The organism is Terrabacter sp. AAH1 (assembly GCF_054456855.1).
This window is the reverse complement of sequence record NZ_JBTJJV010000002.1, coordinates 323,657-350,158: the sequence shown is the minus strand read 5'-3', so window position 1 is coordinate 350,158 and position 26,502 is coordinate 323,657. Positions and strand designations below refer to the sequence as shown.

The following is a 26,502-nucleotide window of genomic DNA, read 5'->3' as shown; positions in this document are numbered from 1 at the left end:
GGACCCGCACGGTCGCTCGGAGGCAGGCGGCGCCCAGCGGGGTCCGGCAGACGGGCGGCCCACCGCCCACCAGAATGTGTGCCATGAGTGGACCGGAACGAATCGCCGAGGCGCGGCAGCTGCTGCTCGACCACGTCGACCGCGCCACCACGGGACCGCTCGACGACCCGGCCGTCGTCGCTGCGGTCGTGGGGGTCGAGCGACTCGTCGTGGCCACCCGGTCCACCGAGGCGTCGGTGCTGCGCCAGGCCCTCAAGGGGCGACTGAGCGCGCGTGATGCCCCCCGCGCCGACCTGAAGCGGGTCGTCGAGCTGGTGGCCGAGGCCGTGAACCACGTCGTCGCCGGGCTGGTCCGACGAGAGGAGGGACTGCCCGCCGATGCCGCGGTCGTCAACGCCGACGCGGGGGGCTACGAGATCACCACCGAGGCCACGCTGCTGCGGGCCGCGGTGCGAGCCGCGCAGCGGTCGATCGACGCGATGCCCTACTACGGCGCGCGCTACGGAGCCCGCGGGTCGCGCTTCGCCACGACCGACTCGGCCTGGCTCGTGTCCCTGGCCTCCCTCGACGAGGCCGCCGCCGTCCGTCAGGTGGAGTGGCTGGCTCGCGTCCTCGCCGGGCGAGGCATGCCGTCGTGGCTCCTCGAGATCCACCTCGACGAGCTGGTGCGTGAGGTGCAGTCGGCAGCCGGGTCGGGTGCCGTCGGCGCCCTGCCGGCAGCAGCGGCGGCGCTCGCCGCTTCCCGGCGCAGGCACGTCGACGACGAGCTCATCGACGACGCCGACACGTGGGCCGTCGAGGCCCTCGGTGGGGCCCTGCCCGTGGCCCGCGCGGGTGCCCTCATGGCCGCCGCCGTCGCCGATGCCCGGCTGGGCGTCACCCGCGACGACACCGCCCTGCTCGACTGGCTCACGGACGGCGAGCGCGTCACGGAGGGCGTGGCGTCGAGGCTGCACGAGGTGCATCGGCGGATCGTCGACCGGGCGCGTTGACCGGTCGCGTAATTCGCGCTCGCGCGGCGCCAGGTCTCACCGAGGGGGTACGCCGACCGCGGGCTGCGGGTCCCGGCGCCCCTCCGCTCGTGCCGCGATGACGGCGAGGTCACGCTCGGCGTACTGACGGTGCAGCCACTCCTCGCTGAGGACGATGCGCAGGACGCTGCGGACGGCATACGGCTCCGGTTCGGGGTAGCCGGGCTCGGTGACCGGCTCCGTCGTGCCGTCGAGTGCCTCGTCGGTCAGGCCGTCGACGACGCGACGCACTGTGCCCATCCGGCGGGCGCGCACGTCGAGCACCTCGTCGAGCGTCGGTCGGGCGTCGCGGTCACGCGGCACCGGTGGGCTGTCGGGCATCTCGTCGTGCGGCAGGTCGAGGGCGTCCCACGGTTCGGGGTCGCCGAGCAGGGCCCGGCACACCCATGCGTCCGTGGCGAAGACGAGGTGGCGCAGCGTCTCGATGAACGACCACTCGCCGTCGACGCCCTCGTGCAGCTGGTCGGCGGTGAAGGTGCGTGCGTGCTCGACGGTCTCGCCCCAGAGGCGTTCGAGGATGTCCCACGCGTCGCGGAAGCCCTGGGCGTCGGTGGGCCGCATCTTCGGCCGGTCGGGCTGGAGGCGGTCGAGCTCGGCTTCGACGAAGGGCGCCACGTCGACGCCGTTGATGCGGAGATTGCCGATGTCGCCGGTGATGTCGACGTCCTCGAGCCAGACGTCGCGGGCCCGCAGCCCGCGCAGATCGACCTGCCGCAGGGTGGCGCCCGTCAGCACGACGTCGTGGAAGCGGGCACCGTCGAGGTGGACGTCCTCGAAGCTCGCCCCGGTGAGTCGCACCCTCTCGAACTTCGTGCCCGTGCGGTCCTCGTACGTATCGTCGCTCATGTCGAGCAGCGTAGGTCGGGTCCCGGACGAACGGCGTCCGCTGTGACATGGACTCGGACGACATGGCTGCCGGCCTGGCCGTTCGCCGCCTCTTCCCGGAACGCGCGTCTTGCGGGACCGTGGTTCTGGAGCCTGAGAGGCGGTGGACCGGTGGCCGGTGAGCAGGGTTGGCGCAGCGGGACGTTCGCCTGCGGGATGGACTTCGCCTCGTGGGGTTCCGGGCCCCGGAGCCTGCTCTTCCTCCCGGGCGGTCCGGGCAGCTCCGTGCCGCGGGGGCTCTGGGCACGGATGGCGTTTCGCTGGTTCGAGCCGTTCGTCGACGCCGGCTACACCATCTGGTACGTGACCCGGCCCCGGCACCTGCCCGCGGGGCACACGGTCGCCGACATGGCAGACGACCTCGCAGCGGTCATCGTCGACGAGCTGGGCGGGCGGGTCGACCTGGTCGTGGGCGAGTCGTACGGGGGCATGATCGCGCTGCTGCTCGCAGCCCGGGGCGGCCACCACGTCGGCAGGGTCGCCGTCGTCGTCGCTGCCGCGGAGGTCAGCGAGTGGGGCAGGCAGGTCGACGCGCGGCTCGCCGGCGCGGTCACACGCGGTGACACGGCGGGCGTCGGGACGACCTTCGCGGAGTACGCGATGCCCGGCGACGGGCGACGCTGGCTGCGCAAGGTCGTCGGCCCGTTCCTCGGGCGCAGCCTCATGTCGGGCAAGAGCTACCCGCCCTCGGACCTGCTCGTCGAGGCGCAGGCCGAGATCGGCTTCCGGGCATGGGAGGCGCTGCCTGAGATCACGGTCCCCGTGGTGCTGGTCAGTGCCGAGCTCGACCGCTTCTTCCCTCCGGACGTCGTCGACGAGACCGTGCGTCTCATCCCCGACTGCACACCGGTGAGGTATGCCGGTCGCGGCCACATGCAGGTCGCGAGCGACCGGCGTGTGGCGCACGACATCCTCACCTTCGTGGACGGTGACTGAGACCGGGTCGGTCTTTCAGCGCTCCACCGAGACCGATGCGTGGGTCGGGGCGGCGGGCTGGTCCTGCTGGGCGAGGCCGTCGGCGACCGACACGACGAGACCGCCGAGCATGAACGACGCGATGGCGGCAGCGAGGGCAGCGGGCGGCAGCACGGGGATGAACCGCCGGGCACCGGTGACCGGCGCACTCGACCCGTGGTGGTCGTGGGTCAGGGCGTGCCCCTTGCCCCGGCGCAACAGGTAGCGGTTGACGGGGTAGGCGGCGACGAAGGCGGCGGCCAGCGAGATCGCCATGCTCACCCAGAAGACGGCGTTGACGAGACCGGCGTCCATCGCGCCGGGGATGACGGCCATGACGAGGTTGTCGACGACCTCCATCGTGAGGATCGAGACGGTGTCGGCCGCGAGGACGAGGCGCAGGGCCGCGCCGAACGTCAGCCCGGAGCGCAGCAGCGGGAAGCTGGAGAGGGTGTAGCCGAAGAGGAAGGCGAGCGCCACCGACAAGGCGATCGTGGCCCCGGTGGCCAGACCGATCGCGGTGCCGATCATGAGGCCCAGGATCTCGCCGATGGCACACCCGGTGAGGCAGTGCAGGGTCGCGCTCGCCGCCATGGACGACAGGCCACCACCGTCGTGACCGTGGCTGCCGTGACCGCGGCTGCCGTGACCGTGGCTGCCGTGGTCGTGCCCGCCGGCGTGGGCCGGGTCGGTGTGGTGGCCGGCGTGTTCTGCCTGGCCTGCCTGGTCTGCGTGGTCTACGTGCGAGGTGTCGCTCATGGTCGGTTCCTCCGTCGTGTGCCCCTCCGAACATACCCCCCATGGGTATGTTGCCTGCTGACGACAACGGGGTCAAGGCGCCTGCCATTCCCTCCTGGCCGCAGTTTCTTCGGCCGAGTGACCGTCGCGATCGGCCGTGAAGTACGACTACTCACGCCCACGCGGCCCGATCGGTGCTTCGCTGGAGCATGGACAGCAGCCCCTCCCCTCGAGGCGACGTCGACGTTGCCCTCGGCGTCGGACACCTCCTCGTCGGGCTCGCGACCGTGGTCCTCGGCGTCGTCCTCGTCGTCACCAGCAGGTCACCGCGAGCCGAGCTCGAGACCGCGCTCTTCGCCCCCGGCCTGGTCCTCGTCGTCGTCGGTCTCGTTTTCGCGTACGCCGCGGTGCGCAGTGCCCGTGCGGCCCGCCCCAGTGCCCTGCGCGTGGCCCTCGGCATCGTCGAGATCATCACGGGCGCAGCCATGTTCGCTGCGATGGCTGTGGCCGTCAGCGGCTACGGCGCGTTCGCGCCCTGGCGCTCGCCCCTGCTCGTGCCCTCGCTGCTGCTGATCACGTTGGGCGTGTGGGCCACGCTCCGCGCCCTCGACGCACGCCGCGCCTAGACCGTCGACGCGCCCTGTCACATTCCTTCGGCGAGGATCGTCATCAGACCACAAGGACCACCCCGACGAAGGAGCTGACATGAAGACGATGACCTGCCGATCCCTCGGAGGGCCCTGCGACCTCGAGCACCACGGCGAGAACGCCGACGAGGTCATCAAGGCCCAGGACCGCCACCTCAGGGAGGCCGAGAGGGCTGGCGACACCTCGCACCAGCAGGCACGCGACGCCATGAAGGGCCGGTGGCGGCACCCGAAGAAGTCGATGGACTGGTACCGCGACACGAAGGCGGCCTTCGCGGCTCTCCCCGAGGCCTGAGACCGCACCAGACAGGGGCGCGCCACACGGCGCGCCCCGACTCTTGCCCGACCCGACCGCAGGCCCGGTGTCGGTGGGCTCGTGTCAGAAGTTGTTGGCCATGTTGGTGAAGCGGCTGAAGTGGCCCTGGAACGCGACGACGATCGTGTCGGTGGGGCCGTTTCGGTGCTTGGCCACGATGAGGTCGGCCTCACCCTCACGAGGGGAGTCCTTCTCGTAGGCGGCCTCTCGGTGGAGCAGGATCACCATGTCGGCATCCTGCTCGATCGATCCCGACTCTCTCAGGTCGCTCATGGCCGGCTTCTTGTCGGTGCGCTGCTCGGGACCACGGTTCAGCTGCGAGATCGCGATGACCGGGACCTCGAGCTCCTTGGCGAGCAGCTTGAGCGCACGGGAGAACTCGGAGACCTCCTGCTGACGCGACTCGACGCGCTTGCCCGAGCTCATCAGCTGGAGGTAGTCGATGACGACGAGCTTGAGGTTCTCGCGCTGCTTGAGCCGACGGCACTTGGCACGGATCTCCATGAGCGACATGTTCGGTGAGTCGTCAATGAAGAGCGGAGCGTCGGACACGCGGCCCATCGTGGATGCCAGTCGGGTCCAGTCCTCCTCACGCATGGTGCCCTTGCGCATGTGCTGCAGCTGGATGCCGGCCTCGGCCGAGAGCAGACGCATGGTGATCTCGGTGCGGCTCATCTCGAGCGAGAAGACGACGGCGGCCATCTTGTGCTTGATCGCCGCCGACCGCACGATATCCAGGCCGATCGTCGATTTTCCCATGGCCGGCCTGGCGGCGATGACGATCATCTGTCCCGGGTGCAGGCCGTTGGTGAGAGCGTCGAAGTCGGTGAATCCGGTTGGGACACCGGTCATCTCACCGGATCGACCGGAGGCGACCTCGATCTCGTCGACCGTGGCCTCGATGATGTCGCCGATGGCCGCATAGTCCTCGCCGCCGCGCTTGTCGGCGACGGCGTACACCTCTGCCTGGGCGGCGTTGACGATGTCCTCGACGTCACCGCCGCCCTGCGCGTAGCCGAGCTGCACGATGCGGGTGCCGGCCTCGACGAGGCGGCGCAGCACGGCGCGCTCGGCGACGATCTGGGCGTAGTAGCCGGCGTTGGCGGCCGTGGGCACGGAGGCGATGAGCTGGTGGAGGTAGGCCTGCCCACCCACGCGGCTGAGGTCGCCGCGCTTGGTCAGCTCGTCGCTGACGGTGATCGCGTCGGCGGGCTCGCCGCGACCGTAGAGGTCGAGGATCGCGTCGTAGATGAGCTCGTGCGCGGGGCGGTAGAAGTCGGTGCCCTTGAGCTGCTCGACGCAGTCGGCGATGGCGTCCTTGGACAGGAGCATGCCACCGAGGACCGACTGCTCGGCGCCGACGTCCTGTGGCGGGAGACGGTCGTCGGGTGGGCCCCCGTCACGGGTCGACGACGACGCGAAAGCGCTCGTGCTCAGCTCGTCGAGCGACACGTGCTCCCCTTCCCCTGAGAGTTCCCCTGAGTCGTGCGGGTGTGGTGCGTGAGTGAGATGACAGCGGTGCAACCTCGGTCCGCACCTAGTAGACAACGCGGCGCCGACAGGGTCGGTGACCGGGCCCTACCAACCCGTCGAACCGCCCTCCCCGAGGAGCACCGTGCAAACCTAGGGCCGGGCCCGCCGGCACACAAGACGACCTGTGGACAACCTGGGGACCGATGCGCGCGACACGCCGTCAACAGGTGTGGACAACGTGTGTGCACAACTGTGCACGTGTGGCCCAGGTCACAGGCTGCTACACGTGATGAACTGGGCAAACGCCCGTCCACCGCCTGTGGAGAACAACCGGCACAGGCCTGTGGGGTTGTCCACAGCAAACCTGTGGCCGACGCCTCACCAGAGCAGGATGAGCCCTTTACCACGCCTTTGTCGAGGGCGTATGCGGTTTGGCCAGACCCGAGGCCGCGGCGTCGTAGTAGTCGCGGTTGCGCAGCAGCCCCGCCGCGGCCTCGTCGAGCACGACGAAGGCGTCCGAGTGCCACTGGAGCACCGACGCGGGACAGGAGGCCGACAGCGGCCCCTCCAGGGCGGTTGAGACGGCCTCGGCCTTGGCGCCGCCCGACGCCACGAGCACGAGCTTGCGGGCTTCCAGCACCGTGCCGAGGCCCTGCGTGACGCAGTGCGTCGGCACGTCGTCGGGGCCCTCGAAGAACCGCGCGTTGTCCGCCCGGGTGCGGTCCGAGAGCCGCTTGACCCTCGTGCGCGACGACAGCGCCGATCCGGGCTCGTTGAAGCCCAGGTGGCCGTTCGCGCCGATGCCCAGGATCTGCACGTCCACCCCCCCGGCCCTCTCCAGCAGCTGCTCGTAGGCCGCCGCTGCCGCCACGAGGGTCGCCTCGTCGGCACCGGACCCGTCCGGCACGTGGAGTCGGTCCGGCCGTAGGCGCAGTGGTGTGCACACCTCGCGAAGGAGCACCTCCCGGTACGACTGCGGGTGTCCAGGCGGCAGTCCGACGTACTCGTCGAGCGCGAAACCCCTTGCGGCCGTGAGGTCCAGGCGTCCCGCGGCAACCGCGGCCGCCAGCTCGGCGTAGAGCCCGAGGGGTGACGACCCGGTGGCGAGGCCGAGCACCGGTTCGGGTCTGCCGGCGTCGACGAGACCTGCGAGGACCAGCTCGGCAGCCCGACGGGCGCCGTCTGCGGGCGTGGGCAGGACGAGGACCTCCATCACCCCACCATGCCCATCGGGTCAGCACCGACTCCAGCAGGCCGAGCCTCGTGTCGCCGCAATCCGCCCAGCCGGGCGGCACCGAGAGTGGCCACCGGCACGTCCGCCGGGAGCATCTCCACTCGGGCCGGGAGGTCCAGGGCGCCCATGAATCCGGCACGACCCTCGTCCACACATCCTCCGAACTCCGCGCGGTCGGTGCGGCGACATACAGTCGAGCCATGTGCCGCAACATCCGCCAGCTCCACAACTTCGAGCCCGCCGCGACGTCCGAGGAGGTGCGCGCCGCCGCGCTGCAGTACGTCCGCAAGGTGAGCGGCAGCACCAGGCCGAGCCAGGCCAACCAGCACGCCTTCGACGAGGCCGTCGAGGCGGTCGCCCACGCGACGCAGCACCTGCTCGACCACCTGACCACCAGCGCACCGCCGAAGGACCGTGAGGTCGAGCGGCAGAAGGCCCGGGAGCGCAACGCCGTCCGCTTCGGCACCCCCGCCTGACCGCCGGCCGAGCCTCCGTTGTCGATCTTCGTCGCCATCGTCGCGGCGCTCCTCGCGCTGCTCACCCTCCTGCTCCACCGTCGCCTCGCCGTCGCGCCCGACTGGCCCGTCCCGGTTCGACGCCTCGTGCTCCTCCTGCTCGTCGTCGGCTGGATCGCGGTCTTCGCCGCCTTCGCCGTCCAGGACGGTGTCATCGACCCGCGCCGTGCCCGCTGGGTGGCATGGTTCGGCATGACCTGGCTGGCCTTCGCCTGGTACCTACTGCTCGGAGTCCTCCTCCTCGGGATCGTCTCGCTCGCAACCAGGCTCGCCGGCTCGCGGGCTCGTCGTCGCACGCTCAGGGTCGGTACGCCCGTCGTCGTGCTCGCGGCACTCGGCGCGACGGCATACGGCCTGGGTGAGGCGGCGCAGCCGTCGGTCACTGCGGTGACGGTCAGCGACGCCGACCTCCCCACCGAGTTCGACGGGCTCCGGGTCGCGCTCGTCACCGACCTTCACGTCGGACCTGTCCGCGACGCCGGCTTCACCCGCAGGGTGGTCGACCAGGTCAACGCCCAGCGACCCGACGTCGTCGTGCTCGCCGGCGACCTCATCGACGGCAAGGTGGCGCAGGTGTCCGAGGCCCTGGCTCCGCTCGCGGGACTCGAGGCGCCGCTCGGCGTCTTCGCCGTCAGCGGCAACCACGAGTTCATCTCGCAGGAGGCCGACGCCTGGATGGACCACTGGGAGACCCTCGGCATCGACGTGCTGCGCAACGAGAACGCAACCCTGACAAGGGGATCCGCAACCATCTCGATGGCCGGCATCCACGACGAGACCGGTCGCGGGCCCGACGCGCCCAACATCGACGCCGCCCTGCGTGGCGTCGCCGCCGACACCTTCACGGTGCTCGCGGCACACCAGCCGAAGGCCGCCGAGTCGGCGCGTGGCAAGGGCGTCGACCTCCAGCTGTCGGGGCACACCCACGGCGGCCAGCTGTGGCCGTTCCGCTACGCCGTGCTGCTGCAGCAGCCGGTCATCGACGGGCTCGGCACAGTCGGCGACGTGCCCGTCCTCACCAGCCGCGGCGCGGGCGCGTGGGGTCCCCCCGTACGCGTGCTGGCCCCTCCGGAGATCCCCGTCATCACGCTCCGGGTGGGCTGACCCCGCCTAGGCTGCGGGCATGGGCTTCTGGGCGAGACAGGTCACGCCGCGGCTGGTCGCCGGCGCGGAGAACGAGGCGCTCGTGGCGCTGCGGTCACGCGCCTGCGAGGGACTCCGGGGCGAGGTCGTCGAGCTCGGCTTCGGCAGCGGCGGCAACGTGGGTCTCTACCCGGTCGAGGTCACCCGGGTCGTCGCCGTCGAGCCCTCCGACGTCGGGTGGGACCTCGGAGCCACACGCCGGGCCGGCAGCCCGATCCCGATCGTCCGCGGCGGCCTCGACGGGCAGCGTCTCGAGCTCGACGACGAGAGCGTCGACGCGGCGCTGTCGACCTTCACGCTGTGCACCATCCCCGACGTCGCCGCCGCCCTGTCCGAGGTGCGGCGCGTGCTGCGTCCGCGCGGGTCCCTGCACTTCCTCGAGCACGGCGTCTCACCCGACGACCGCGTGCGCCGCTGGCAACACCGTCTCGAGCCGATGCAGAAGCGCGTCTTCGACGGCTGCCACCTCACTCGGCCCATCGACGAGCTCGTCGAGCAGTCAGGGCTCGTCGTCGAGCAGGTGGAGCGGGCGTACGCCCCGATGCCCTCGCTCATGAAGCCGTGGACCTTCGGCTACCTCGGCCGCGCGACGAAGTCCTGACCGACCGGTCGTCGCACACCGCCGACGTCCCAGGCTCGGGGGCCGGGCGGGGCCGCCGAGGCCCGTGGGCAGTCCGGAGCGCGACACCTGTCTCCGACTACCGTGGGCGCATGACGACCGGCCCCCACCTCGACCTCGTGTCGGCGGTGCGGGCATCGCTCGAGCAGCAGGCCGACCCGGTGCGCGCCGCCGGCCAGCAGCGCTACATGAAGTCGACGATGCCGTACTTCGGTCTCACCGCGCCGCAGCTCAAGGCCGCCCTCGGCCCCCTCCTCCGCGATCCCGCCTTCGCCATGGAGTCGCGTGGCCAGTGGGTGGCCACCATCGGCGCCCTCTGGGAGGAGGCGACGCACCGGGAGCAGTGGTATGCCGCCATCGCCCTCGCGCGCCACCGCGCCTATCGCGCGTGGGTCGACAGCGAGGCGATGCCTCTGTGGGAGAGGCTGATCCGGGCGGGCGCCTGGTGGGATGTCGTCGACGACATCGCGACCCACCTGGTGCGCGACACCGTGCTCGCCGCCCCTGCGGTCGAGGGACTGCGGCTGCGCGAGTGGGCGGCTGCCGACTCGTCGTGGGTGCGCCGCGCGGCGATCATCTGCCAGGTCGGGGCAGGAGCACGGCTCGACCAGGAACTGCTCACGGACGTCATCGAGCCGAACATCGACGACCCGGACTTCTTCAGCCGCAAGGCGATCGGCTGGGCCCTGCGCGACCACGCACGGCACGACCCCGACTGGGTGCTCGCCTTCGTCGCGGCGCACCCCCACCTCTCCGGTCTGTCGCGACGCGAGGCGCTCAAGCACCTCGGGGCGCCGGCGTGAGCGACCCGACCGCAGACGCCGGGCACCCCGGCCATCGCCGCGAGATCGTGCGGCTCGCGGTGCCCGCGTTCCTCGCCCTCATCGCCGAGCCCCTCTTCCTGCTCGCCGACTCCGCCATCATCGGCCACCTCGGCACCGCCGAGCTGGCCGGGCTGGGCGTCGCGAGCGCCGCGCTCGTCACGGCCGCCGGCATCTTCGTCTTCCTCGCCTACGGCACGACGAGCGTCGTCGCGCGCCACCTCGGCGCCGGTGACGAGAGCTCGGCGATCAGCGCCGGCATCGACGGGCTCTGGCTGGCGCTGGGACTCGGTGTCGTCACAGCCACGGTGGTCGCTGCCGGGGCCCGCCCGATCAGTGCCGCGTTCGGGGCCTCACCGGCCGCGCTCGAGCAGGCGACGACCTACCTGCGCATCTCCGCCTTCGGCATCCCGGCGATGCTCGTGATCCTCGCCGTGACCGGCGTGCTCCGGGGCCTGCAGGACACGACGACGCCCCTCGTCGCCTCGGTCGTGGGCTTCGGCGCCAACATCGCGCTCAACCTCTTCTTCGTCTACGGACTGCACTGGGGCATCGCCGGATCAGCGTGGGGCACGGTCATCGCACAGACCGGTATGGGGCTCGCCCTCGTGGGCGTCCTGCTCGCGCGGTCCCGGGCACGCAAGGCCCGGCTGCGCCCCCACCCGGGCCGCATCCTCGCTGCCGCGCGCACCGGCATACCGCTGCTCGTGCGCACCCTCGCCCTGCGCGCCACCCTGCTCGTCACGACGTGGGTCGCCGCCTCGCTGGGCGACGTGCCGCTCGCCGCCCACCAGGTCGCGATGACGGTGTGGTCGTTCCTCGCCTTCGCGCTCGACGCCCTCGCGATCGCCGGCCAGGCCATCACCGGTCGGGCGCTCGGCGCGGGCGACCGCGAGGGGGTGCGGCTCGCGATGGGCACCATGGTGCGTTGGGGCGTGTGGGGCGGCCTGGGGCTGGGACTGCTCCTCGCCGCAGTCCACTCCGTGATCCCCCCGCTCTTCACGACCGACCCGGCCGTGCGCAGTGCCCTCGGCGCCGCCCTCGTCGTCGTCGGGCTCGGCCAGGCGGTCGCCGGGTATGTCTTCGTGCTCGACGGCGTGCTCATCGGCGCCGGCGACGGCAGCTGGCTCGCGTGGGGCATGGTCGTCACCTTCGTCGCGTACCTGCCGTTCGTGCTCGCCGTCCGGGCCATCGGGCCGAGCGGGTCGCCGAGCCGTGACGTCGTCGGGCTGTGGGCCGCGTTCACGGCCTTCATGGTCATCCGCGCCGTCGTGCTCGGCTGGCGCGCCCGCGGCGACGCGTGGATGGTCGTCGGCGCGCGCTGACCCGCCGCCGTATGCCGTCTGTCCCGAGCCCAGCGCCCGCCCGCTTACCCTCCCCCGAGTCGAGTGCTCAGTTCCCGACGTCTCGAAACTGAGCACTCGACGGTGGGGGCGTGTCGGGAACTGAGCACTCGACGGTGGGGATCAGTCGGGCGTGGACGCTCGGCGGGTGCGCCAGGCCTTCTTGGCAGCAGCACTGCGGCGGCGACGCCGCGCCTCCTGCTCGCGCTCGGCCCGCCGCGCCGCAGCGGCCTCGCGGCGGCGCTCCCGCTCGAGCACCGCCTCCGAGCGCACCGGCCACACGTACGGCAGGTCCGGCGGCACGTCCGGGAACACGGCGGCGTAGTGGGCGGGGTCCTTGCGCACGAGCGCCGAGCGGTGGCTGCGGACCACCTCCTCGTCGGCCAGCCACGGGGGCAGCGCCCCGTCCGACGCGAGGCTGTCGTAGTCGCGCAGGCGGGTCACGCCGGCTGTGGCGAGGTCGGCCCGGATCGTGGCGGCGCACGTGTCGCCGAAGCCGCGACCGAGCCACTCGTCGCACATCGCGAGGCCGTACGAGCCGAGCGCCTCCTCGAAGCCCTTCCACATCAGCACCGCAGGGTGCGACGCCCACGCGTAGCCGGCCACCGTGAGCGCCCGAACGATCTGGATGACCTCGACGCGCTGCTTGCCGAGCCGTTTCGTGTCGAGCACCCCCGCCGTCCGGGCGAAGTCCGCGTAGGGCACGAACGTCTGCACGAGCTCCTCCTCGGGTGCGGTGTGGCCGCCGGACCACGCGACACGGGCTGCATACCCGAGGCGCCCGGTTCGACCCCCGCACTCCTCATACGCAATGACGCGGCCCACCGGACCGCGGAGTCTGAGACAACTACTACGGCATTCCCAGCGTTCTTTAAGGATGGGCGTTCATAGTCGTTCTCGTGAGTTGCTCCTGTGCGACTCGGTGATCTCCTCCCCCTGTCGGATCACCGGGTCAAAGGGCACCCGCCCCTGCTGGCCGAGTTCGGCGACAAGACCAGCAGGGGCGGGTTTTCTTTTGCCCTCAGAAGGCCCCGTCGGCGACCTCGACGTCCGAGAGCAGCTCCTGCACCTCGGCCGTGGTCGGCATCGCGGTCGAGCACTCGAACCGACCGGCCACGAGGGCCCCTGCGACGTTGGCGAAGTGCAGCGTGCGCTCGAGGTCCCAGCCCTCGAGCAGGCCGTGCACGAGCGCACCACCGAAGGCGTCGCCGGCGCCGAGGCCGTTGACGACGCGCACGGGGAACGGCCCCACCGACACCCTCTCGGTGGGCGTCACGGCGAGGACGCCACGCGGCCCGAGCTTGACGACGGCGAGCTCGACCCCGGCCTCGAGCAGCCGGTCGGCGGCCCGCTCGGGGTCGGACTCCCCGGTGGCCACCTCGCACTCCTCGGCGTTGCCGACGGCAACGGTGACCTTGCCCAGAGCATCGCTCACCCGCCGGTGGGCCTCGTCGGCGTCGGTCCAGAAGACGGCGCGGTAGTCGAGGTCGAGGACGGTCAGCGGCGCCCGGCCCCGCCCCTCCCACGCCGCATGGTGCGCGCTTCGGCTCGGCTCCTGGCTGAGCCCGGTGGCGGTCGACCAGTGCACCCGAGCCTGTCGAATCGCTTGCATCGGAAGTGATTCCGCGGTGATGAGCAGGTCCGGCGCGACGGGGTAGCGGTAGAACCAGATGGGGAAGCTGTCGGGCGGGAAGATCTCGCAGAAGGTGACCGGGGTCGGCGGCCCACCGCGGACGGTCTGCACATGGGCGTCGTCGACGCCGAGCTGCAGCAGCTCGCGGTGCACGAACCGACCGAAGGCGTCGTCGGCCACGGCGCTGACGAGGGCCGCGCGCCGGCCGTGGCGGACCGCGGCGACGGTGACGTTGGCGGCGCTGCCTCCGAGGAACTTCTCGAAGGTGCGCACCTCGTCGAGCGGCACCCCGTGCTGGAGCGGATAGAGGTCGACGCCCACCCGCCCGATCGCGACGAGGTCGTAGGTGGTCGTGCTCGTCATGGGAGCCTCCCGCTCGGCGTCTGCTCGTCGGTGCCTGAGCGCCCCACGCTAGCCTCCGGAGCGCCCGGGCGCGGTGTCACGGAATGGTCACGGGTCTTGACGGCGAGCACCACACCCCTCCATTCTCTCCCGTGAGAGCGCTCTCACACATCGTGTCCACGCACGGAGAGCGCTCCCACACCCACCCAGGGGATGAGACCGAAGGAGCTCTCCATGACATCCCGTTCCATGCGGACCGGCACGCCCACCGTGCGCTCGCGCCACGTCGCCCTCGCCACCCTCACGGTCGGCCTGCTCGCCCTGTCGGCCTGCAGCTCGGGCTCGGCCGGCGACGGGGCAGCAGCCCCGGCCGGCGCCGCCACCCCGGCCGGTGGCGGTCAGGTCACCCTGACCCTCGCCACCTTCAACCAGTTCGGCTACGAGGAGCTCATCCCCGAGTTCGAGAAGTCGCACCCGAACATCAAGGTCACCCACAAGAAGGCGGCCACCTCCAACGAGGCCCGTGACAACTTCTTCACCCGCCTCTCCGCCGGCAGCGGCATGGCCGACGTCGAGGCCGTCGAGGTCGACTGGCTGCCGGAGATGCTCCAGTTCTCCGACAAGTTCACCGACCTCAAGAGCAGTGACACCGACGGACGCTGGCTCGACTGGAAGGCCAAGGCCGCCACCGACGCCGAGGGCCACCTCATCGGCTACGGCACCGACTCGGGCCCCGAGGCGATCTGCTACCGCAGCGACCTCTTCAAGGCCGCGGGCCTGCCGAGCGACCGCGAGTCGGTCGCCAAGCTGTTCGGCAACACCTGGGAGAGCTACTTCGCGGCCGGCAAGCAGTTCAAGGCCAAGTCCAAGGTCCCCTTCTTCGACAGCATCGGCGCCACCTACCAGGGCATGGTCAACCAGCTCGAGGCCGCCTACGAGAACCCGAGCGACGACGCCATCACGGCGACCGACAACGCCGCCGTCAAGAAGATCTACGACCAGGTCGTGACCGCCGGCATCACCGACGGCCTCTCGGCCAAGCTCCAGCAGTGGGGCGACGACTGGACGGCGAGCTTCCAGAAGGACGGCTTCGCCACGATGCTCTGCCCCGGCTGGATGGTCGGTGTCATCGAGGGCAACGCCAAGGGCGTCAAGGGCTGGGACGTCGCCAACACCTTCCCCGGTGGCGGCGGCAACTGGGGCGGCAGCTACCTCACCGTGCCCAAGCAGAGCGCCCACCCGAAGGAGGCCCGGGAGCTCGCCGCGTGGCTGACCGCCCCTGAGCAGCAGGTCAAGGCCTTCAAGAAGGTCGGCGCGTTCCCGAGCCAGAAGGCAGCCCTCGAGAGCAAGGACCTGCTCGGCTTCAAGGTCGCCTCGTTCAACAACGCGCCCACCGGCCAGATCTTCGCCGACCGCGCGAAGGCCGTCACGCTCTCGCCCTACAAGGGCACCCACTACTTCGCGATCAACGACGCGATGCAGCAGGCGCTGACGCGTGTCGAGCAGGGCACCTCCCCGCAGGAGTCCTGGGACAAGTGGGTCAGCGACGTCAAGGCCCTCGGCTGACCCCACGCTGACGTGGGGGTCCGGTGCCACCGCCGGCACCGGACCCCCACCCGACGAGCGGACGCACCATGAGCATCCAGTCCCCCACCCGCGCGACGCCCTCCTCGACCGAGGCACCCCCTCCCGTCCACCGCTCCCCCATCGCCCCGCGGGCGGGGTGGCGGCGACGCCTGACGAAGCTCGACGAGAAGGCCTCGCCGTACGCGTACGTCAGCCCCTTCTTCATCCTCTTCGGCGTCGTCGGGCTCTTCCCGCTGCTCTACACGGCGTGGGTGTCGCTCCACAAGTGGAGCCTCATCGGGGGCCAGGGCGACTTCGTCGGACTCAAGAACTACACCGACGTGCTCGCCCAGCCGTTCTTCTGGAACGCCCTGAAGAACACGATCAGCATCTTCCTGCTCTCGAGCGTGCCGCAGGTCATCGCGGCCCTGCTCATCGCGGCCGCGCTCGACAGCGGGCTGCGGGCCCGCACCTTCTGGCGGATGGGAGTGCTGCTGCCCTACGTCGTGGCGCCCGTTGCCGTGGCGCTCGTCTTCAGCGACCTCTTCGGCGACAAGTTCGGCCTCGTCAACCACCTGCTCGGCCTCGTCGGCATCGACCCCGTGCAGTGGCACAAGGAGGTGCTGCCCAGCCACCTCGCCATCGCGACCATGGTCAACTTCCGGTGGACCGGCTACAACGCGCTCATCTTCCTCGCCGCGATGCAGGCCATCCCCCGCGACTACTACGAGGCCGCCCTCATCGACGGCGCCGGCCGGGTGCGCACCTTCTTCTCCATCACCGTCCCGCAGCTGCGGGCGACGATCATCTTCGTCGTCATCACCTCGACCATCGGCGGCCTGCAGATCTTCGACGAGCCCCGCATGTACGACCAGTACGGCCTCGGTGGGGCCGACCGGCAGTGGCAGACGCTGACGCTCTACCTCTACCAGCTCGGCTGGACCCAGAAGAACTTCGGTCGCGCCGCGGCGGTGGCCTGGATGCTCTTCCTCATCGTCGTCGTCTTCGCCCTCGTCAACTTCCTCGTCACCCGCCGGATCGCCTCGAAGGGACAGCGATGACCACCTCGACCGTGACCCCACCGCGCCCGACGGGCCGCGCGCGCCGCACGCGGGTCGTGCGACGCGCCCAGGCCGGCCGGACGGCATACGTCGTCCTCACCATCGTGCTGCTCGCATCGGCGTTCCCCCTCTGGTGGTCGTTCGTCATCGGCAGCAAGGACTCCGCCGCCATCGTGCGCGACCCCTACTCGCTCGTGCCGGGCGGCCACTTCCTGCAGAACGCGGCCACCGTCGTGACGACCGTGCCGTTCTGGAAGGCCCTCGGCAACAGCGTGCTCGTCAGCGGCACCGTGTCGCTGCTCGTCGTGCTCTTCTCGGCCCTCGCCGGGTTCGCGTTCGCCAAGCTGCGCTTCCGCGGCCGCTCCGGCCTGCTCGTCTTCGTCATCGCGACGATGGCCGTGCCGACCCAGCTCGGGATCGTGCCGCTCTTCATCGTCATGAGCCGCCTCGGGTGGATCGGCAGCGTGTGGGCCGTCATCCTGCCCAGTGCGGTGAGCGCGTTCGGCGTGTTCTGGATGACGCAGTACCTCCAGGAGGCGCTGCCCGACGAGCTCATCGAGGCCTCCCGCGTCGACGGCGCCTCCACCCTGCGCACCTTCTGGTCGGTCGCGCTGCCGGCAGCCCGACCGGGCGCCGCGATGCTCGGCCTCTTCACCTTCATCGCGACCTGGACCAACTTCTTCTGGCCCTTCATCGTGCTCGACCCGGGCAACCCGACACTGCCCGTCGCGCTGCAGCAGCTGCAGGCCGCCTACTTCGTCGACTACTCGCTCGTGCTCAACGGGGTCGTGCTCATGGCCCTGCCCCTCATCGTCCTGTTCGTCCTCGCCGGGAAGCAGCTCGTCTCCGGCATCATGCAAGGAGCAGTCAAGGGATGACCGCCAACCCCGCCACCTCGCTGCGCACGTCTGCGAGAACCCTTGTCACCCAGGCCCGCCCGGTCCCGAGGGACTTCGACCTCGGTGCCGCGACCGCGGCGTACCAGATCGAGGGGGCCCGGCACGTCGACGGCCGCACCGACTCGATCTGGGACACCTTCGCGCACACGCCGGGTGCCGTCGTCGACGGAGACACCGGCGACGTCGCGTGCGAGCACCACACGAGGTATGCCGCCGACGTCGAGCTGATGCGGTCGCTCGGCCTCCAGTCCTACCGTTTCTCGACGTCGTGGGGCCGGGTCTGCCCCGACGGCGGGCCCGTGAACGCCAAGGGCCTCGACTTCTACGAGCGGCTCGTCGACTCGCTCCTCGAGGCCGGCATCGCGCCCTGGCTGACCCTCTACCACTGGGACCTGCCCCAGGTGCTCGAGGACCGCGGCGGCTGGACGTCGCGCGAGACGGTCGACCGGTTCGTCGACTACTCGCTCGCCGTCCACGACCGGCTCGGCGACCGGGTGCGCACGTGGACCACGCTCAACGAGCCGTTCTGCTCGGCGTTCCTCGGCTACACCGGCGGCATGCACGCCCCTGGGCGCACGTCGCCCGCCGACGGGCTCGCTGCCGCGCACCACCTGCTGCTCGGTCACGGCCGGGTGGTCCGGGAGCTGCGCGCCCGCGACGCGTCGCTTGAGCTCGGTCTGACGCTGAACTTCACGGTGGCCGACCCGCTCGACCCGTCCGACCCGCGCGACGTCGACGCCGCCCGCCGCGTCGACGGCCAGATGAACCGGATCTTCCTCGACCCGGTCTTCCGTGGCCACTACCCGGCGGACGTGCTCGATGACGTCCGCCACCTGGGACTCGAAGACCACATCATGGACGGCGACCTCGAGGTCATCTCGACGCCGATCGACGTCCTCGGCGTCAACTACTACAACGGTGAGGCGATCGGCCACGAGCCGCCCGCCTCCGCCCTCGACGACTCCGTCAACGGCGGTCGCGAGACCCGTTCGCCCTTCCCGGCCGCCGACTCCTCCTTCCGCCACCCGCGCGGCCTGCCCGTCACCGCGATGGACTGGGAGATCCAGCCGGAGGGGCTGACCCGCCTGCTCGTGCGCCTCCACGAGGAGTACGCGGGCCCCGCCGGCACCGTCCTGCACGTGACGGAGAACGGCGCCGCCTTCGACGACGTCGCCGACGAGGACGGCTTCGTCGACGACCGGGGGCGCACGGCATACGTGCGGGCCCACCTCGGCGCGGTCCTCGACGCGGTCGACGCCGGCGTGCCCGTACGGGGCTACTTCTACTGGTCGCTGCTCGACAACTTCGAGTGGGCGTGGGGCTACGCGAAGCGCTTCGGTATCGTCCGAGTCGACTACGACACCCAGGTGCGCACGCCCAAGGCGAGCGCGCTCGACTACGCCCGCATCATCGCGACCCGCCAGCTGCTCCCCGCAGCCGACGCCACCGACGACGTGGACACCGGACCCGCAGGAGACACCGAGGCATGAGCGACGGGACGCTGGCATCGCCCGTCGGGCGACCCACCCTCGAGGAGGTCGCCCGGGTGGCCGGCGTGTCCCGCGCCACGGTCTCACGGGTCATCAACGGCTCGCCCAAGGTCAGCCCCGACGTGCTCGCCGTCGTCGAGAAGGCCATCGCCGAGCTCAACTACGTGCCGAACCGGGCGGCCCGCTCCCTCGTCGCACGGGCGACGATGTCGATCGCGCTCGTCGTGCCCGAGGACGCGCACCGCTTCTTCGGCGACCCGTACTTCGCCGACGTGGTCCAGGGCATCAGCGACCGGCTCGACGACAGCGACTACGTGCTCAACCTCCAGCTGACGCACCCGAGCTCGCCGTCCGAGAAGACCCGCCGCTACCTGCTGGGCGGCAACGTCGACGGAGCGCTCGTCGTCTCGCACCACTCCGGCGACCACTTCCTCGCCTCGCTCGGCCGCTCGCTACCCGTCGTCTTCGGTGGCCGCCCGATCGGCGAGATCGCCCACCCCGGCGACTACTACATCGACGTCGACAACCGGACCGGTGCGCGGCACGCCGTCGAGCACCTGGTCGGGCGGGGGCACCACAACATCGCCACGATCACGGGCCCGGCCGACATGCCCGCCTCCGTCGACCGCGAGCTCGGGTGGCGCGACGCCCTCGCGGCTGCCGGGCTGTCGGACCACCGCATCGCGCACGGCGACTTCACCGAGGCCGGCGGCATCCGGGCCGCGCTCACCCTCGTCGACGAGCACCCCGACGTCGACGCGATCTTCGTCGCGAGCGACCTCATGGCGAGCGGCGCCCTCCTCGCCCTCGAGGAGCGGGGCCTCTCGGTGCCCGGCGACGTCGCCATCGTGGGCTTCGACAACAGCCCCTACGCCACGCGGGGCAAGGTCGGCCTCACGACCGTGGCACAGCCGGCACAGGAGATGGGTGTCGTCATGGCAGACACCCTGCTGCGGCTGCTCGCCGGCGAGACTCCCCCGCGCGTCACGACCCTCGCCACGCACCTCGTCGAGCGCGACTCCGCCTGACCCAGAGCACATGGTCGAGTCCGCCACGGGCCCCGCCCAAGCACTCGAGTGCTCACTTTCCGACACGCGAACCGGGCACCCGGCTCGGCGGAGGCGTCGGGAACCGAGCACTCGACTCATGAGTGGGTCGAAAAGTGAGCACTCGACTCGTGGGGGGCCCGCCCAGTCTCCGTCGAGTGCCCACTTCCCGACGCAGAAGACTGAGCACTCGACTGGTGGGGGCACCAAAGAAATCTCGGCGGGGCTGACAACCGATCCGGCGCACCGAGGGTTCTAGGTGGCAGTGGCTCGACGAACGAGCCCAGCAGACAAGGGGATCCACGAATGTCCATCACGCGCACCTTCACCGCCCTCGCCCTCGCCGGCTCCGCCGCCCTCACGGCGACCACTCTCACGGTCGCGCCGGCGCACGCCGGTGGCGCGCCGGGCTTCAGCACCGTTACCGTCGACCGCCAGGCCGTCCTCGCCGACGGGCGGATCACGGTGGGCGGCACCTACTCCTGCATCGTTCCCGACCCCGAGGCGACGTCGGGGCCCGGGACGATCGGTGTCGAGCTCGTCACCCGTGCGGGCGTGTCCACCACGGGGTCGGTCGCCGTCACGTGCGACGGGACCACGAGAGACTGGACGGTCACGGCACCGGCGGGCGGGTTGCGCGCCGGGCGGGTCCAGGTCCACGGCCACGTCGAGGTGACCGACAGCGATGGCAACACCCCGTGGAACCTCTTCGATGCGGCGGTCAACCTGCGCCGCGCCTGACGACACCGGCACACCACGGCATGACGAAGGGCCGGGACCCGCGATGCGGATCCCGGCCCTTCGACGGTGCTGCTGAGGTGCTGGTGAGCCTGGGCTCAGGCGGGGACGACCTCGAACTTGAGGGTCGCCGCGACCTCGGGGTGCAGACGGACGGTCGCCTCGTAGGAGCCGAGCGTCTTGATGGCCTGCTTGACCTCGATCTTGCGCTTGTCGAGCTCGGGGCCACCGGCAGCCTTGACGGCAGCGGCGATGTCACCGTTGCTGACGGCGCCGAAGAGGCGACCCGACTGGCCGGACTTGGCCGGCACCTTGACCGAGGAGGCCTCGAGCTGACCCTTGATGCCCTTGGCCTGGTCGAGGTCCTTGATCGAGCGGACCTCGCGGCCCTTGGTCAGGGCGTCGACCTGCTTCTGGCCACCCTTGGTCCACGGGGTCGCGAGACCGCGCGGGAGCAGGAAGTTGCGGCCGTAGCCGTCCTTGACCTCGACGATGTCGCCGGCCTCACCGAGACCCGAGACCTCGTGCGTGAGAATGAGCTTCATGATGTTCTCCTGTTCTCGAGCGGGGCTCAGCGAGCCGAGCTCGAGTAGGGCAGCAGGGCCATCTCACGGGCGTTCTTGACGGCCGTGGCGATGAGACGCTGCTCCTGGACGGACACACCGGTCACGCGACGCGCGCGGATCTTGCCGCGGTCGGAGATGAACTTGCGCAGGAGCGCGGTGTCCTTGTAGTCGATGTTCTCGACCTTCGCCGCCTTCAGCGGGTTGGCCTTCTTCTTGGGCTTGCGCACAACGGGCTTTGCCATCGTGGTGCTCTCCTTCTTGATGAGAGCCCGGGGTTCGTGCCCCGGGATGGTTCTGAACTACTGGGGTGTGTCGTGCGGCGCGGTCACCGCACGACGGTGCTGACCTGCTCGATCAGAAGGGGGGCTCGTCGTAGCTGGGGGCCGAGCCCCAGCCACCGCCCTGCTGGCCACCGGAGGGCTGAGCTGCGGGCTGGCCACCGGCCGGCTGTCCCCAGCCCCCCTGGCTGCCGCCGCCCTGAGCACCCTGGCCACCGGCGTTGCCACCGGTCGCCCACGGGTCCTCGGCCGCGCCGCCGCCGGAGCCACCGCTCCAGCCGCCGCCCTGGGCGCCCTGGCCGCCGCCGAAGCCGCCACCGCCGCCACCGCGCTGGGTCTTGTTGACCTTCGCGGTCGCGCTGCGCAGGGACGGGCCGATCTCGTCGACGTCCATCTCCACGACGGTGCGCTTCTCGCCTTCCTTCGTCTCGTAGGAACGAGACTTCAGGCGGCCGGACACGATCACGCGCATGCCCCGCTGGAGCGACTCGGCGACGTTCTCCGCCGCGTCGCGCCACACCGAGCAGCGCATGAACAGCGTCTCGCCGTCCTTCCACTCATTGCTCTGGCGGTCGAACTGCCGCGGCGTCGAGGCCACGGTGAAGTTCGCGACCGCGGCACCGGACGGCGTGAAACGCAGCTCGGGGTCGGCGGTCAGGTTGCCGATGATCGTGATGACGGTGTCGCCTGCCATGGACCAGTCCTTCTTTGGGTGATCTTTGGTTGATCGAGCGGTTCAGTGAACGAGCTGAATCAGGCGCCGGGGCGCAGCAGCTTCGTGCGCATGACCGACTCGCTGAGGTTCAGCTGGCGGTCGAGCTCCTGGGCCGTGGCCGGCTCAGCAGACATCGTGACGACGACGTAGATGCCCTCGGACTTCTTCTTGATGTCGTAGGCGAGGCGGCGACGGCCCCAGATGTCGACGTTGTCGACGGTGCCGCCGTCGTTCTTCACGACGGTGAGGAACTTGTCCATCGTCTTGTCGACGGTGCGCTCTTCGGTCTCCGGGTCGAGGATGACCATGAGTTCGTACTGACGCATGCTTCTAACCCACCTCCTCTGGTCTCGGCGGTCACGAGTCTCTCTCGTGACAGGAGGGTTGCATTCGTCCCGCCGTGGGCCTGGCCCCGCCTGGTCTTCCAGCCGGGTCCCAGCCTCGCAGACCTCACCGACACCGGTCGGCTCGAATCCACAGGCTGCAGGGCACACGACGAACTGGGCAAGACTACCGGGCGACCCGGCATACGCAGAAATCGAACCGCCGACACCGCCCACGGCCCCACGGCTCCACGCCCTCGCTCAGGAGAAGCGGACGATCAGGCGGTCCTCGGCGCCGGCCATCGGTCCGGCGAGGTCGTCGGCCTCGGGGCCCGGCGTCTCGTCCGAGCCGCCCCAGCGCTCGCGGGCGCGCAGCCACACGACGGCGACCAGCCACAGCACCGCGACGACGCGCAGCATCGAGAAGAACGCGTACCACTGGGGCGGCATGCCGCGGTCGGGCACCGAGGTGGCCGCGATCGTCAGCCACACGGCGACGAAGTTCAGCGCCTCGGCGCCCGCCCAGACGAGGTGGTCACGCCACTTGAGCGCGCACCACGCGACGAGGGGCAGCAGCCAGAGCGAGCTCTGCACCGTGAACGACTTGCCGGTGACGAGCACGATGCCGACCATGACGAGCGACACCTCGGCGAGGGCGGGCCGCCTCGCCGACGAAAGTGCCAGCACGGCACCGACCAGCACCGCGACGAGCCAGCCGAGGACCGCGAGGGCCGTCACGGCGCCCTCGGGCAGCGGGTGGCCCGCGAGCTGGGGCAGCAGCCACGGGGAGCCGTAGCCCGCCGGGGCCGACACCCACTCCTGGTAGGGGGAGGCCGCGGCGCCACGGTTGAGCAGCCAGGTCGCCGACAGCAGGGCCCCGAAGGTCAGCAGCGCGTAGCCCGCCGTGCGACCCGCCTCGCGCAGCCGCCCGGAACGGACGCCGAGCAGCACGATGGCGATGACGATGACCACCGGGTAGCTGCGGGCGCCGATGGCGAGGCCGAGCAGGACGCCCGCCAGCGTCGAGTTGCGGCGGGACCACGCCCACATGCCGGCGGTGGCGAGGGCGACCCCGAGCAGGTCGGCCGACACGAACGCGGCGAGCGCGACCACGGGCGAGACCGCCACGTGCGCGGCCGAGAAGGGACGGGCGGCGGAGGACGCGACGAGCCACACGACCGCGAGCAGCAGCAGGGTCAGCAGCACCGACCACAGCGCGAAGTACCAGGCGGCCCGCGTGCGCAGCGACCCGCCGTCGGGGCCGAGGCTCGCGAGCGCCGTCAGCACGAGGCCCGTGACGGGCGGCTGCCCGGTGACCGGCGCCCCGTCGCCACCCTGCAGGTATGCCGCGAGGCCGGCCTTGACGTCCTGGTCGCGGTACGCGGTCGGCAGGTCGGCGTAGCAGGCGCTCCAGAACTGCGTGTCACCGGTGAACCCGGTGCGCAGGCACGGCGCGCGCAGCAGGATGCCGAGCCCCGCCGTGACCGCGGTCAGGGCGGACAGCACGGCTGCCGTGAGCAGCCACGGGAGCTCGCGCGCGGCGGCATACCGTCCGCGGGGCCCTCCGATGATCTCGGAGGCCGCCCGCACGACGGGGTCGTCGACGCTCTCGGCAGTGCGGCGGCTCACCGGTGTCTCACCGGTGGCTCACCGGCCGGTCACCACGCCCTCGGCCGGGGTCACCCGCCGCCACCCCCTCCGCCCCCGCCGCCGGGCTTGGTGCTCGTCTGGCCGGGCAGGGGGATGGTGATCGTCGGCTGCGACGTGGTGGTCGGCGGCAACGTCGGCTTGCCGGTGCCGTTCGTCTTCGTCGGCTTCGTCGTCGGCGGCGCCGTGGTGGTCGTCGTCGGCGCCTCCGTGGTCGTCGGCGCCTGGGTCGTGGTGACCGGGGGCGGCGTGAACGTCGGCGTGGGGGTGGGCACCTTGTCGTCGCCGACACCGGCGCGCTGCGGGAACTCCTGGACCTCCATGTTGTCGGTGACGACCTTCATGAAGTCGAGCCAGATGTTGGCCGGGATGGTCGAGCCGTCGTAGAGCGACGACTCCTCCGGGGTCAGCTTCTGGCTGCTCTTGCCGTCGGCGGTGGGCTTGTACATGCCCACCGACACCGCCATCTGCGGGATGAAGCCGGAGAACCACTTCGACCGGTTCTCCTCCGACGTTCCGGTCTTGCCCGCGACCGGCCGGTCGAGCGTGCGCCCGATCTTCGTGGCGGTGCCGCCCGGCTTGACCGTGTAGGTCATGGCGTCGGTGACGTCGGCCGTGACGTCCTGGTCGAAGGCACGCTTGGCCTGCGGCTTCGCCTCGTAGGTGAAGTCGCCGCTCGACGAGGTGACCTTCTTGACGAGGTAGGGCTTGGCGCGCACGCCCTGCGACGCGATGGTCGAGTACGCCGAGGCCATGTCGATGACGTGGGGGCTGGCGGTGCCCAGGATGTTGGTGAGGTCGGTGCCGAGGCCGGGGGTGTTCGCCGGGATGCCGGCGTCGATGGCCGCCTGCTTCGTCGCGCTCGGACCGATCTGCTCGTTGAGCGCCACGAAGGCGGTGTTGATCGAGCGACCGATCATGCGGCGCATGTCGACCTTGCCGTAGGACGTGTCCTCGAAGTTGTTGATCTTGACGTCCTTGAAGGTCTGCGGGGTCTTCCCGTCGAACTTCGTCTTCGTCGAGATGCCCTCGCGCACCGCGGCGAGCACGCCGAACGGCTTGAAGTTCGAGCCGCCCTGCATGATCGCCTGGGTCGCGGTGTTGTACTGGTCCTTCGCGTAGTCGGCGCCGCCGTACATGGCCACGACCGCGCCGTCGCCGGGCTTGATGGCGACGAGGCCGCCCTTGACCTGCTTCGGCAGGTTGTCCTTCATCGCGGCGATCGCGGCCGTCTGGGCCTTCTTGTCGATGGTCGTGACGATGCGCAGGCCGCCGTTGTCGATCTCGCGGTCGGTGAGGCCGGTCGTGAGCAGGTCACGCTTGACCTGCGCCGTGATGTACCCGTTGGGGCCCGACGTCGACTTGACCCCCGTGTACGGGAGGATCTTGGGCAGCTCGGTGCGCTGCGCCCGGTCGGCGGCGCTCAGCCAGCCCTCCTCGACCATGCCGTTGAGCACGTACGCGTAGCGCTTCTCGAGGTTGGCCTTGGCCCGTTCGCCGTTGGCGGGGTCGAAGAGCGACGGCGCGTTGATGACCGACGCGAGCACGGCACCCTCGGAGACGGTGAGCTTGCCGACGTCCTTGCCGAAGTACGCCTTGGCCGCGCTCTGGATGCCGTAGGCGCCGCGGCCGTAGTAGATGGTGTTGAGGTACTTCTCGAGGATCTCGCCCTTGGAGAGCTGGCCGTCGATCTTGACGGCGATGAGGATCTCGCGAGCCTTTCGGCTCAGCGTGCGGTCCTGGGTGAGGAAGTAGTTCTTGACGTACTGCTGCGTGATGGTGGAGCCACCGACCTGGGCCTCGCCCGTGACGCTGGTCTTGACGGCACGCAGGATGCCGCCGACCGAGATGCCGTTGTTCTGGTAGAACGTGCGGTCCTCTGCGGCGATGTGGGCGTCCTGGACGTACTTCGGCACGCGGTTCAGCTTCACCGACTCGCGGTTGCCGTCCTGGACGGCGATGCGGTCGAGCTCGGTCTTGCCGTCGGAGTAGTAGACGATCGAGACCTGCTTGTTGGCGAGGTCGTTCGGCTGAGGGATCGCGGTCTGGTTGTAGGCGATGACGACACCGATGGTGCCGAGCACGAGCAGCACGCCGGCCGCGATCGAGCCCCACTTCAGGGTGCCGATCGCCCACTTCTTCCAACCGGTGCGGCCCTCGCCGTCGCCGCCGTCGGAAAAGCCGGCGCCGCCGTTGCGGTCTCCGCCGGACCTACGACCCCCGCGGCCGCCGCTGTTGGCCAGCTGGGCAGCGCGGACCTCGCGCCTGCTCTGCGTCACAACCTGCTCCGTTCACTGATGAGGCCCGAGAGATCCTCCCGAGCCGCCTCCCAGTATGACCCGACGGATGCCCTCGCGCCCAAAACGCAGGGTGTGGCTCACACGACCCTCACACGGTGCTCACAGGCAGGCTCCGGCGCCCCCGGCCCGGCGAACAGGACATACCCGGCAGGGCGTGCAACCTTTCTCCCGTCCCGGAC

Annotated in this window: 27 protein-coding genes; 15 read left to right on the top strand and 12 right to left on the bottom strand. The window is 70.9% G+C overall.

The genetic code is table 11. From position 1 onward, the window contains the following. Positions 1-83 precede the first annotated feature (83 nt). Positions 84-992: a hypothetical protein gene (locus ACXR8F_RS05585; RefSeq protein ID WP_458799086.1), complete on the top strand. Its 909-nt coding sequence runs from the start codon at positions 84-86 to the stop codon at positions 990-992. Positions 993-1,028: 36 nt separating this feature from the next. Here the strand turns inward: ACXR8F_RS05585 and ACXR8F_RS05580 are convergent, their stop codons facing one another. After that, a complete protein-coding gene (locus tag ACXR8F_RS05580) occupies positions 1,029-1,877 on the bottom strand; it encodes a DinB family protein (protein WP_458799085.1) in 849 nt (282 codons plus the stop codon). Positions 1,878-2,027: 150 nt separating this feature from the next. Here ACXR8F_RS05580 and ACXR8F_RS05575 point away from each other — a divergent pair, with 150 nt between their 5' ends. Beyond that, positions 2,028-2,852, top strand: a complete 825-nt coding sequence (locus ACXR8F_RS05575) for an alpha/beta fold hydrolase (RefSeq protein ID WP_458799084.1) — start codon at positions 2,028-2,030, stop codon at positions 2,850-2,852. A gap of 15 nt (positions 2,853-2,867) precedes the next feature. Here ACXR8F_RS05575 and ACXR8F_RS05570 read toward each other — a convergent pair whose 3' ends face one another. Continuing rightward, the gene (locus ACXR8F_RS05570) at positions 2,868-3,629 is read right to left on the bottom strand and encodes a DUF4396 domain-containing protein (protein ID WP_458799083.1); all 762 of its coding nucleotides are present in this window, start codon (positions 3,627-3,629) and stop codon (positions 2,868-2,870) included. 188 nt (positions 3,630-3,817) lie between these two features. Here ACXR8F_RS05570 and ACXR8F_RS05565 point away from each other — a divergent pair, with 188 nt between their 5' ends. After that, positions 3,818-4,234 (top strand): hypothetical protein, encoded by a 417-nt coding sequence (locus ACXR8F_RS05565; RefSeq protein ID WP_458799082.1) that lies wholly within the window; start codon positions 3,818-3,820, stop codon positions 4,232-4,234. A gap of 79 nt (positions 4,235-4,313) precedes the next feature. Then, complete coding sequence (locus ACXR8F_RS05560) at positions 4,314-4,550, top strand: DUF1059 domain-containing protein (protein WP_458799081.1); 237 nt, start codon at positions 4,314-4,316, stop codon at positions 4,548-4,550. An 84-nt stretch (positions 4,551-4,634) separates the two neighbouring features. Here ACXR8F_RS05560 and dnaB read toward each other — a convergent pair whose 3' ends face one another. Beyond that, positions 4,635-6,023, bottom strand: coding sequence for a replicative DNA helicase (gene dnaB, locus ACXR8F_RS05555; RefSeq protein WP_458799080.1), 1,389 nt, complete (start codon positions 6,021-6,023; stop codon positions 4,635-4,637). Positions 6,024-6,444: 421 nt separating this feature from the next. Then, the gene (locus ACXR8F_RS05550; RefSeq protein WP_458799079.1) at positions 6,445-7,257 is read right to left on the bottom strand and encodes a glucosamine-6-phosphate deaminase; all 813 of its coding nucleotides are present in this window, start codon (positions 7,255-7,257) and stop codon (positions 6,445-6,447) included. A gap of 221 nt (positions 7,258-7,478) precedes the next feature. On the opposite strand from ACXR8F_RS05550, the gene ACXR8F_RS05545 reads away from it, so the two are divergent. The 5 genes from ACXR8F_RS05545 to ACXR8F_RS05525 all read left to right on the top strand — a co-directional run bounded on the left by ACXR8F_RS05545 (position 7,479) and on the right by ACXR8F_RS05525 (position 11,701). Beyond that, on the top strand, positions 7,479-7,754 hold the full coding sequence (locus ACXR8F_RS05545; RefSeq protein WP_045189134.1) for a DUF2277 domain-containing protein: 276 nt from the start codon (positions 7,479-7,481) through the stop codon (positions 7,752-7,754). 18 nt (positions 7,755-7,772) lie between these two features. Continuing rightward, the gene (locus tag ACXR8F_RS05540) at positions 7,773-8,897 is read left to right on the top strand and encodes a metallophosphoesterase (RefSeq protein ID WP_458799078.1); all 1,125 of its coding nucleotides are present in this window, start codon (positions 7,773-7,775) and stop codon (positions 8,895-8,897) included. A gap of 19 nt (positions 8,898-8,916) precedes the next feature. Then, positions 8,917-9,537, top strand: coding sequence for a class I SAM-dependent methyltransferase (locus ACXR8F_RS05535; RefSeq protein WP_458799077.1), 621 nt, complete (start codon positions 8,917-8,919; stop codon positions 9,535-9,537). A 110-nt stretch (positions 9,538-9,647) separates the two neighbouring features. Then, the gene (locus ACXR8F_RS05530; RefSeq protein WP_458799076.1) at positions 9,648-10,358 is read left to right on the top strand and encodes a DNA alkylation repair protein; all 711 of its coding nucleotides are present in this window, start codon (positions 9,648-9,650) and stop codon (positions 10,356-10,358) included. Then, on the top strand, positions 10,355-11,701 hold the full coding sequence (locus tag ACXR8F_RS05525; protein WP_458799075.1) for an MATE family efflux transporter: 1,347 nt from the start codon (positions 10,355-10,357) through the stop codon (positions 11,699-11,701). The genes ACXR8F_RS05530 and ACXR8F_RS05525 overlap by 4 nt, the downstream gene beginning before the upstream one ends. 141 nt (positions 11,702-11,842) lie before the next feature. Here the strand turns inward: ACXR8F_RS05525 and ACXR8F_RS05520 are convergent, their stop codons facing one another. Beyond that, on the bottom strand, positions 11,843-12,436 hold the full coding sequence (locus tag ACXR8F_RS05520; RefSeq protein WP_458799074.1) for an MSMEG_6728 family protein: 594 nt from the start codon (positions 12,434-12,436) through the stop codon (positions 11,843-11,845). A 304-nt stretch (positions 12,437-12,740) separates the two neighbouring features. Continuing rightward, entirely contained in the window at positions 12,741-13,715 is a 975-nt protein-coding gene (gene iolC / locus ACXR8F_RS05515; RefSeq protein WP_458799073.1) for a 5-dehydro-2-deoxygluconokinase, read from the bottom strand. A gap of 213 nt (positions 13,716-13,928) precedes the next feature. Between iolC and ACXR8F_RS05510 the strand changes: the two genes are divergently transcribed. From ACXR8F_RS05510 to ACXR8F_RS05485, 6 genes are all read left to right on the top strand, one after another. Continuing rightward, entirely contained in the window at positions 13,929-15,260 is a 1,332-nt protein-coding gene (locus ACXR8F_RS05510) for an ABC transporter substrate-binding protein (RefSeq protein ID WP_458799072.1), read from the top strand. 68 nt (positions 15,261-15,328) lie between these two features. Then, positions 15,329-16,321, top strand: a complete 993-nt coding sequence (locus tag ACXR8F_RS05505) for a carbohydrate ABC transporter permease (RefSeq protein WP_045189119.1) — start codon at positions 15,329-15,331, stop codon at positions 16,319-16,321. Then, positions 16,318-17,199, top strand: a complete 882-nt coding sequence (locus ACXR8F_RS05500) for a carbohydrate ABC transporter permease (protein ID WP_458799071.1) — start codon at positions 16,318-16,320, stop codon at positions 17,197-17,199. The genes ACXR8F_RS05505 and ACXR8F_RS05500 overlap by 4 nt, the downstream gene beginning before the upstream one ends. Next, positions 17,196-18,710 (top strand): GH1 family beta-glucosidase, encoded by a 1,515-nt coding sequence (locus ACXR8F_RS05495; RefSeq protein ID WP_458799070.1) that lies wholly within the window; start codon positions 17,196-17,198, stop codon positions 18,708-18,710. Before ACXR8F_RS05500 ends, ACXR8F_RS05495 begins: the two co-directional genes overlap by 4 nt. After that, positions 18,707-19,738: a LacI family DNA-binding transcriptional regulator gene (locus ACXR8F_RS05490; RefSeq protein WP_458799069.1), complete on the top strand. Its 1,032-nt coding sequence runs from the start codon at positions 18,707-18,709 to the stop codon at positions 19,736-19,738. The genes ACXR8F_RS05495 and ACXR8F_RS05490 overlap by 4 nt, the downstream gene beginning before the upstream one ends. A gap of 324 nt (positions 19,739-20,062) precedes the next feature. Continuing rightward, positions 20,063-20,497: a DUF6299 family protein gene (locus tag ACXR8F_RS05485; RefSeq protein ID WP_458799068.1), complete on the top strand. Its 435-nt coding sequence runs from the start codon at positions 20,063-20,065 to the stop codon at positions 20,495-20,497. A gap of 95 nt (positions 20,498-20,592) precedes the next feature. Here the strand turns inward: ACXR8F_RS05485 and rplI are convergent, their stop codons facing one another. The 6 genes from rplI to ACXR8F_RS05455 all read right to left on the bottom strand — a co-directional run bounded on the left by rplI (position 20,593) and on the right by ACXR8F_RS05455 (position 26,302). After that, entirely contained in the window at positions 20,593-21,039 is a 447-nt protein-coding gene (rplI, locus tag ACXR8F_RS05480) for a 50S ribosomal protein L9 (RefSeq protein ID WP_045189111.1), read from the bottom strand. Positions 21,040-21,065: 26 nt separating this feature from the next. Next, positions 21,066-21,302, bottom strand: a complete 237-nt coding sequence (gene rpsR / locus ACXR8F_RS05475; protein WP_013494395.1) for a 30S ribosomal protein S18 — start codon at positions 21,300-21,302, stop codon at positions 21,066-21,068. Between the two features lie 112 nt (positions 21,303-21,414). After that, positions 21,415-22,032: a single-stranded DNA-binding protein gene (locus ACXR8F_RS05470; protein ID WP_045189107.1), complete on the bottom strand. Its 618-nt coding sequence runs from the start codon at positions 22,030-22,032 to the stop codon at positions 21,415-21,417. 59 nt (positions 22,033-22,091) lie between these two features. After that, positions 22,092-22,379 (bottom strand): 30S ribosomal protein S6, encoded by a 288-nt coding sequence (gene rpsF / locus ACXR8F_RS05465; protein ID WP_045189105.1) that lies wholly within the window; start codon positions 22,377-22,379, stop codon positions 22,092-22,094. 258 nt (positions 22,380-22,637) lie between these two features. Further along, the gene (locus ACXR8F_RS05460) at positions 22,638-24,005 is read right to left on the bottom strand and encodes a glycosyltransferase 87 family protein (protein WP_458799067.1); all 1,368 of its coding nucleotides are present in this window, start codon (positions 24,003-24,005) and stop codon (positions 22,638-22,640) included. 50 nt (positions 24,006-24,055) lie between these two features. Next, the gene (locus ACXR8F_RS05455; protein WP_458799066.1) at positions 24,056-26,302 is read right to left on the bottom strand and encodes a transglycosylase domain-containing protein; all 2,247 of its coding nucleotides are present in this window, start codon (positions 26,300-26,302) and stop codon (positions 24,056-24,058) included. Between the last annotated feature and the right edge of the window lie 200 nt (positions 26,303-26,502).

Bases quoted from the DNA above. Each gene is read 5' to 3' on its own strand.
- ACXR8F_RS05585 (WP_458799086.1), top strand. From the start codon at position 84: ATGAGTGGACCGGAACGAATCGCCGAGGCGCGGCAGCTGCTGCTCGAC.
- ACXR8F_RS05580 (WP_458799085.1), bottom strand. From the start codon at position 1,877: ATGAGCGACGATACGTACGAGGACCGCACGGGCACGAAGTTCGAGAGG.
- ACXR8F_RS05570 (WP_458799083.1), bottom strand. From the start codon at position 3,629: ATGAGCGACACCTCGCACGTAGACCACGCAGACCAGGCAGGCCAGGCA.
- ACXR8F_RS05565 (WP_458799082.1), top strand. From the start codon at position 3,818: ATGGACAGCAGCCCCTCCCCTCGAGGCGACGTCGACGTTGCCCTCGGC.
- ACXR8F_RS05560 (WP_458799081.1), top strand. From the start codon at position 4,314: ATGAAGACGATGACCTGCCGATCCCTCGGAGGGCCCTGCGACCTCGAG.
- ACXR8F_RS05550 (WP_458799079.1), bottom strand. From the start codon at position 7,257: ATGGAGGTCCTCGTCCTGCCCACGCCCGCAGACGGCGCCCGTCGGGCT.
- ACXR8F_RS05545 (WP_045189134.1), top strand. From the start codon at position 7,479: ATGTGCCGCAACATCCGCCAGCTCCACAACTTCGAGCCCGCCGCGACG.
- ACXR8F_RS05535 (WP_458799077.1), top strand. From the start codon at position 8,917: ATGGGCTTCTGGGCGAGACAGGTCACGCCGCGGCTGGTCGCCGGCGCG.
- ACXR8F_RS05530 (WP_458799076.1), top strand. From the start codon at position 9,648: ATGACGACCGGCCCCCACCTCGACCTCGTGTCGGCGGTGCGGGCATCG.
- iolC (WP_458799073.1), bottom strand. From the start codon at position 13,715: ATGACGAGCACGACCACCTACGACCTCGTCGCGATCGGGCGGGTGGGC.
- ACXR8F_RS05510 (WP_458799072.1), top strand. From the start codon at position 13,929: ATGACATCCCGTTCCATGCGGACCGGCACGCCCACCGTGCGCTCGCGC.
- ACXR8F_RS05505 (WP_045189119.1), top strand. From the start codon at position 15,329: ATGAGCATCCAGTCCCCCACCCGCGCGACGCCCTCCTCGACCGAGGCA.
- ACXR8F_RS05500 (WP_458799071.1), top strand. From the start codon at position 16,318: ATGACCACCTCGACCGTGACCCCACCGCGCCCGACGGGCCGCGCGCGC.
- ACXR8F_RS05495 (WP_458799070.1), top strand. From the start codon at position 17,196: ATGACCGCCAACCCCGCCACCTCGCTGCGCACGTCTGCGAGAACCCTT.
- ACXR8F_RS05490 (WP_458799069.1), top strand. From the start codon at position 18,707: ATGAGCGACGGGACGCTGGCATCGCCCGTCGGGCGACCCACCCTCGAG.
- ACXR8F_RS05485 (WP_458799068.1), top strand. From the start codon at position 20,063: ATGTCCATCACGCGCACCTTCACCGCCCTCGCCCTCGCCGGCTCCGCC.
- rplI (WP_045189111.1), bottom strand. From the start codon at position 21,039: ATGAAGCTCATTCTCACGCACGAGGTCTCGGGTCTCGGTGAGGCCGGC.
- rpsR (WP_013494395.1), bottom strand. From the start codon at position 21,302: ATGGCAAAGCCCGTTGTGCGCAAGCCCAAGAAGAAGGCCAACCCGCTG.
- ACXR8F_RS05470 (WP_045189107.1), bottom strand. From the start codon at position 22,032: ATGGCAGGCGACACCGTCATCACGATCATCGGCAACCTGACCGCCGAC.
- rpsF (WP_045189105.1), bottom strand. From the start codon at position 22,379: ATGCGTCAGTACGAACTCATGGTCATCCTCGACCCGGAGACCGAAGAG.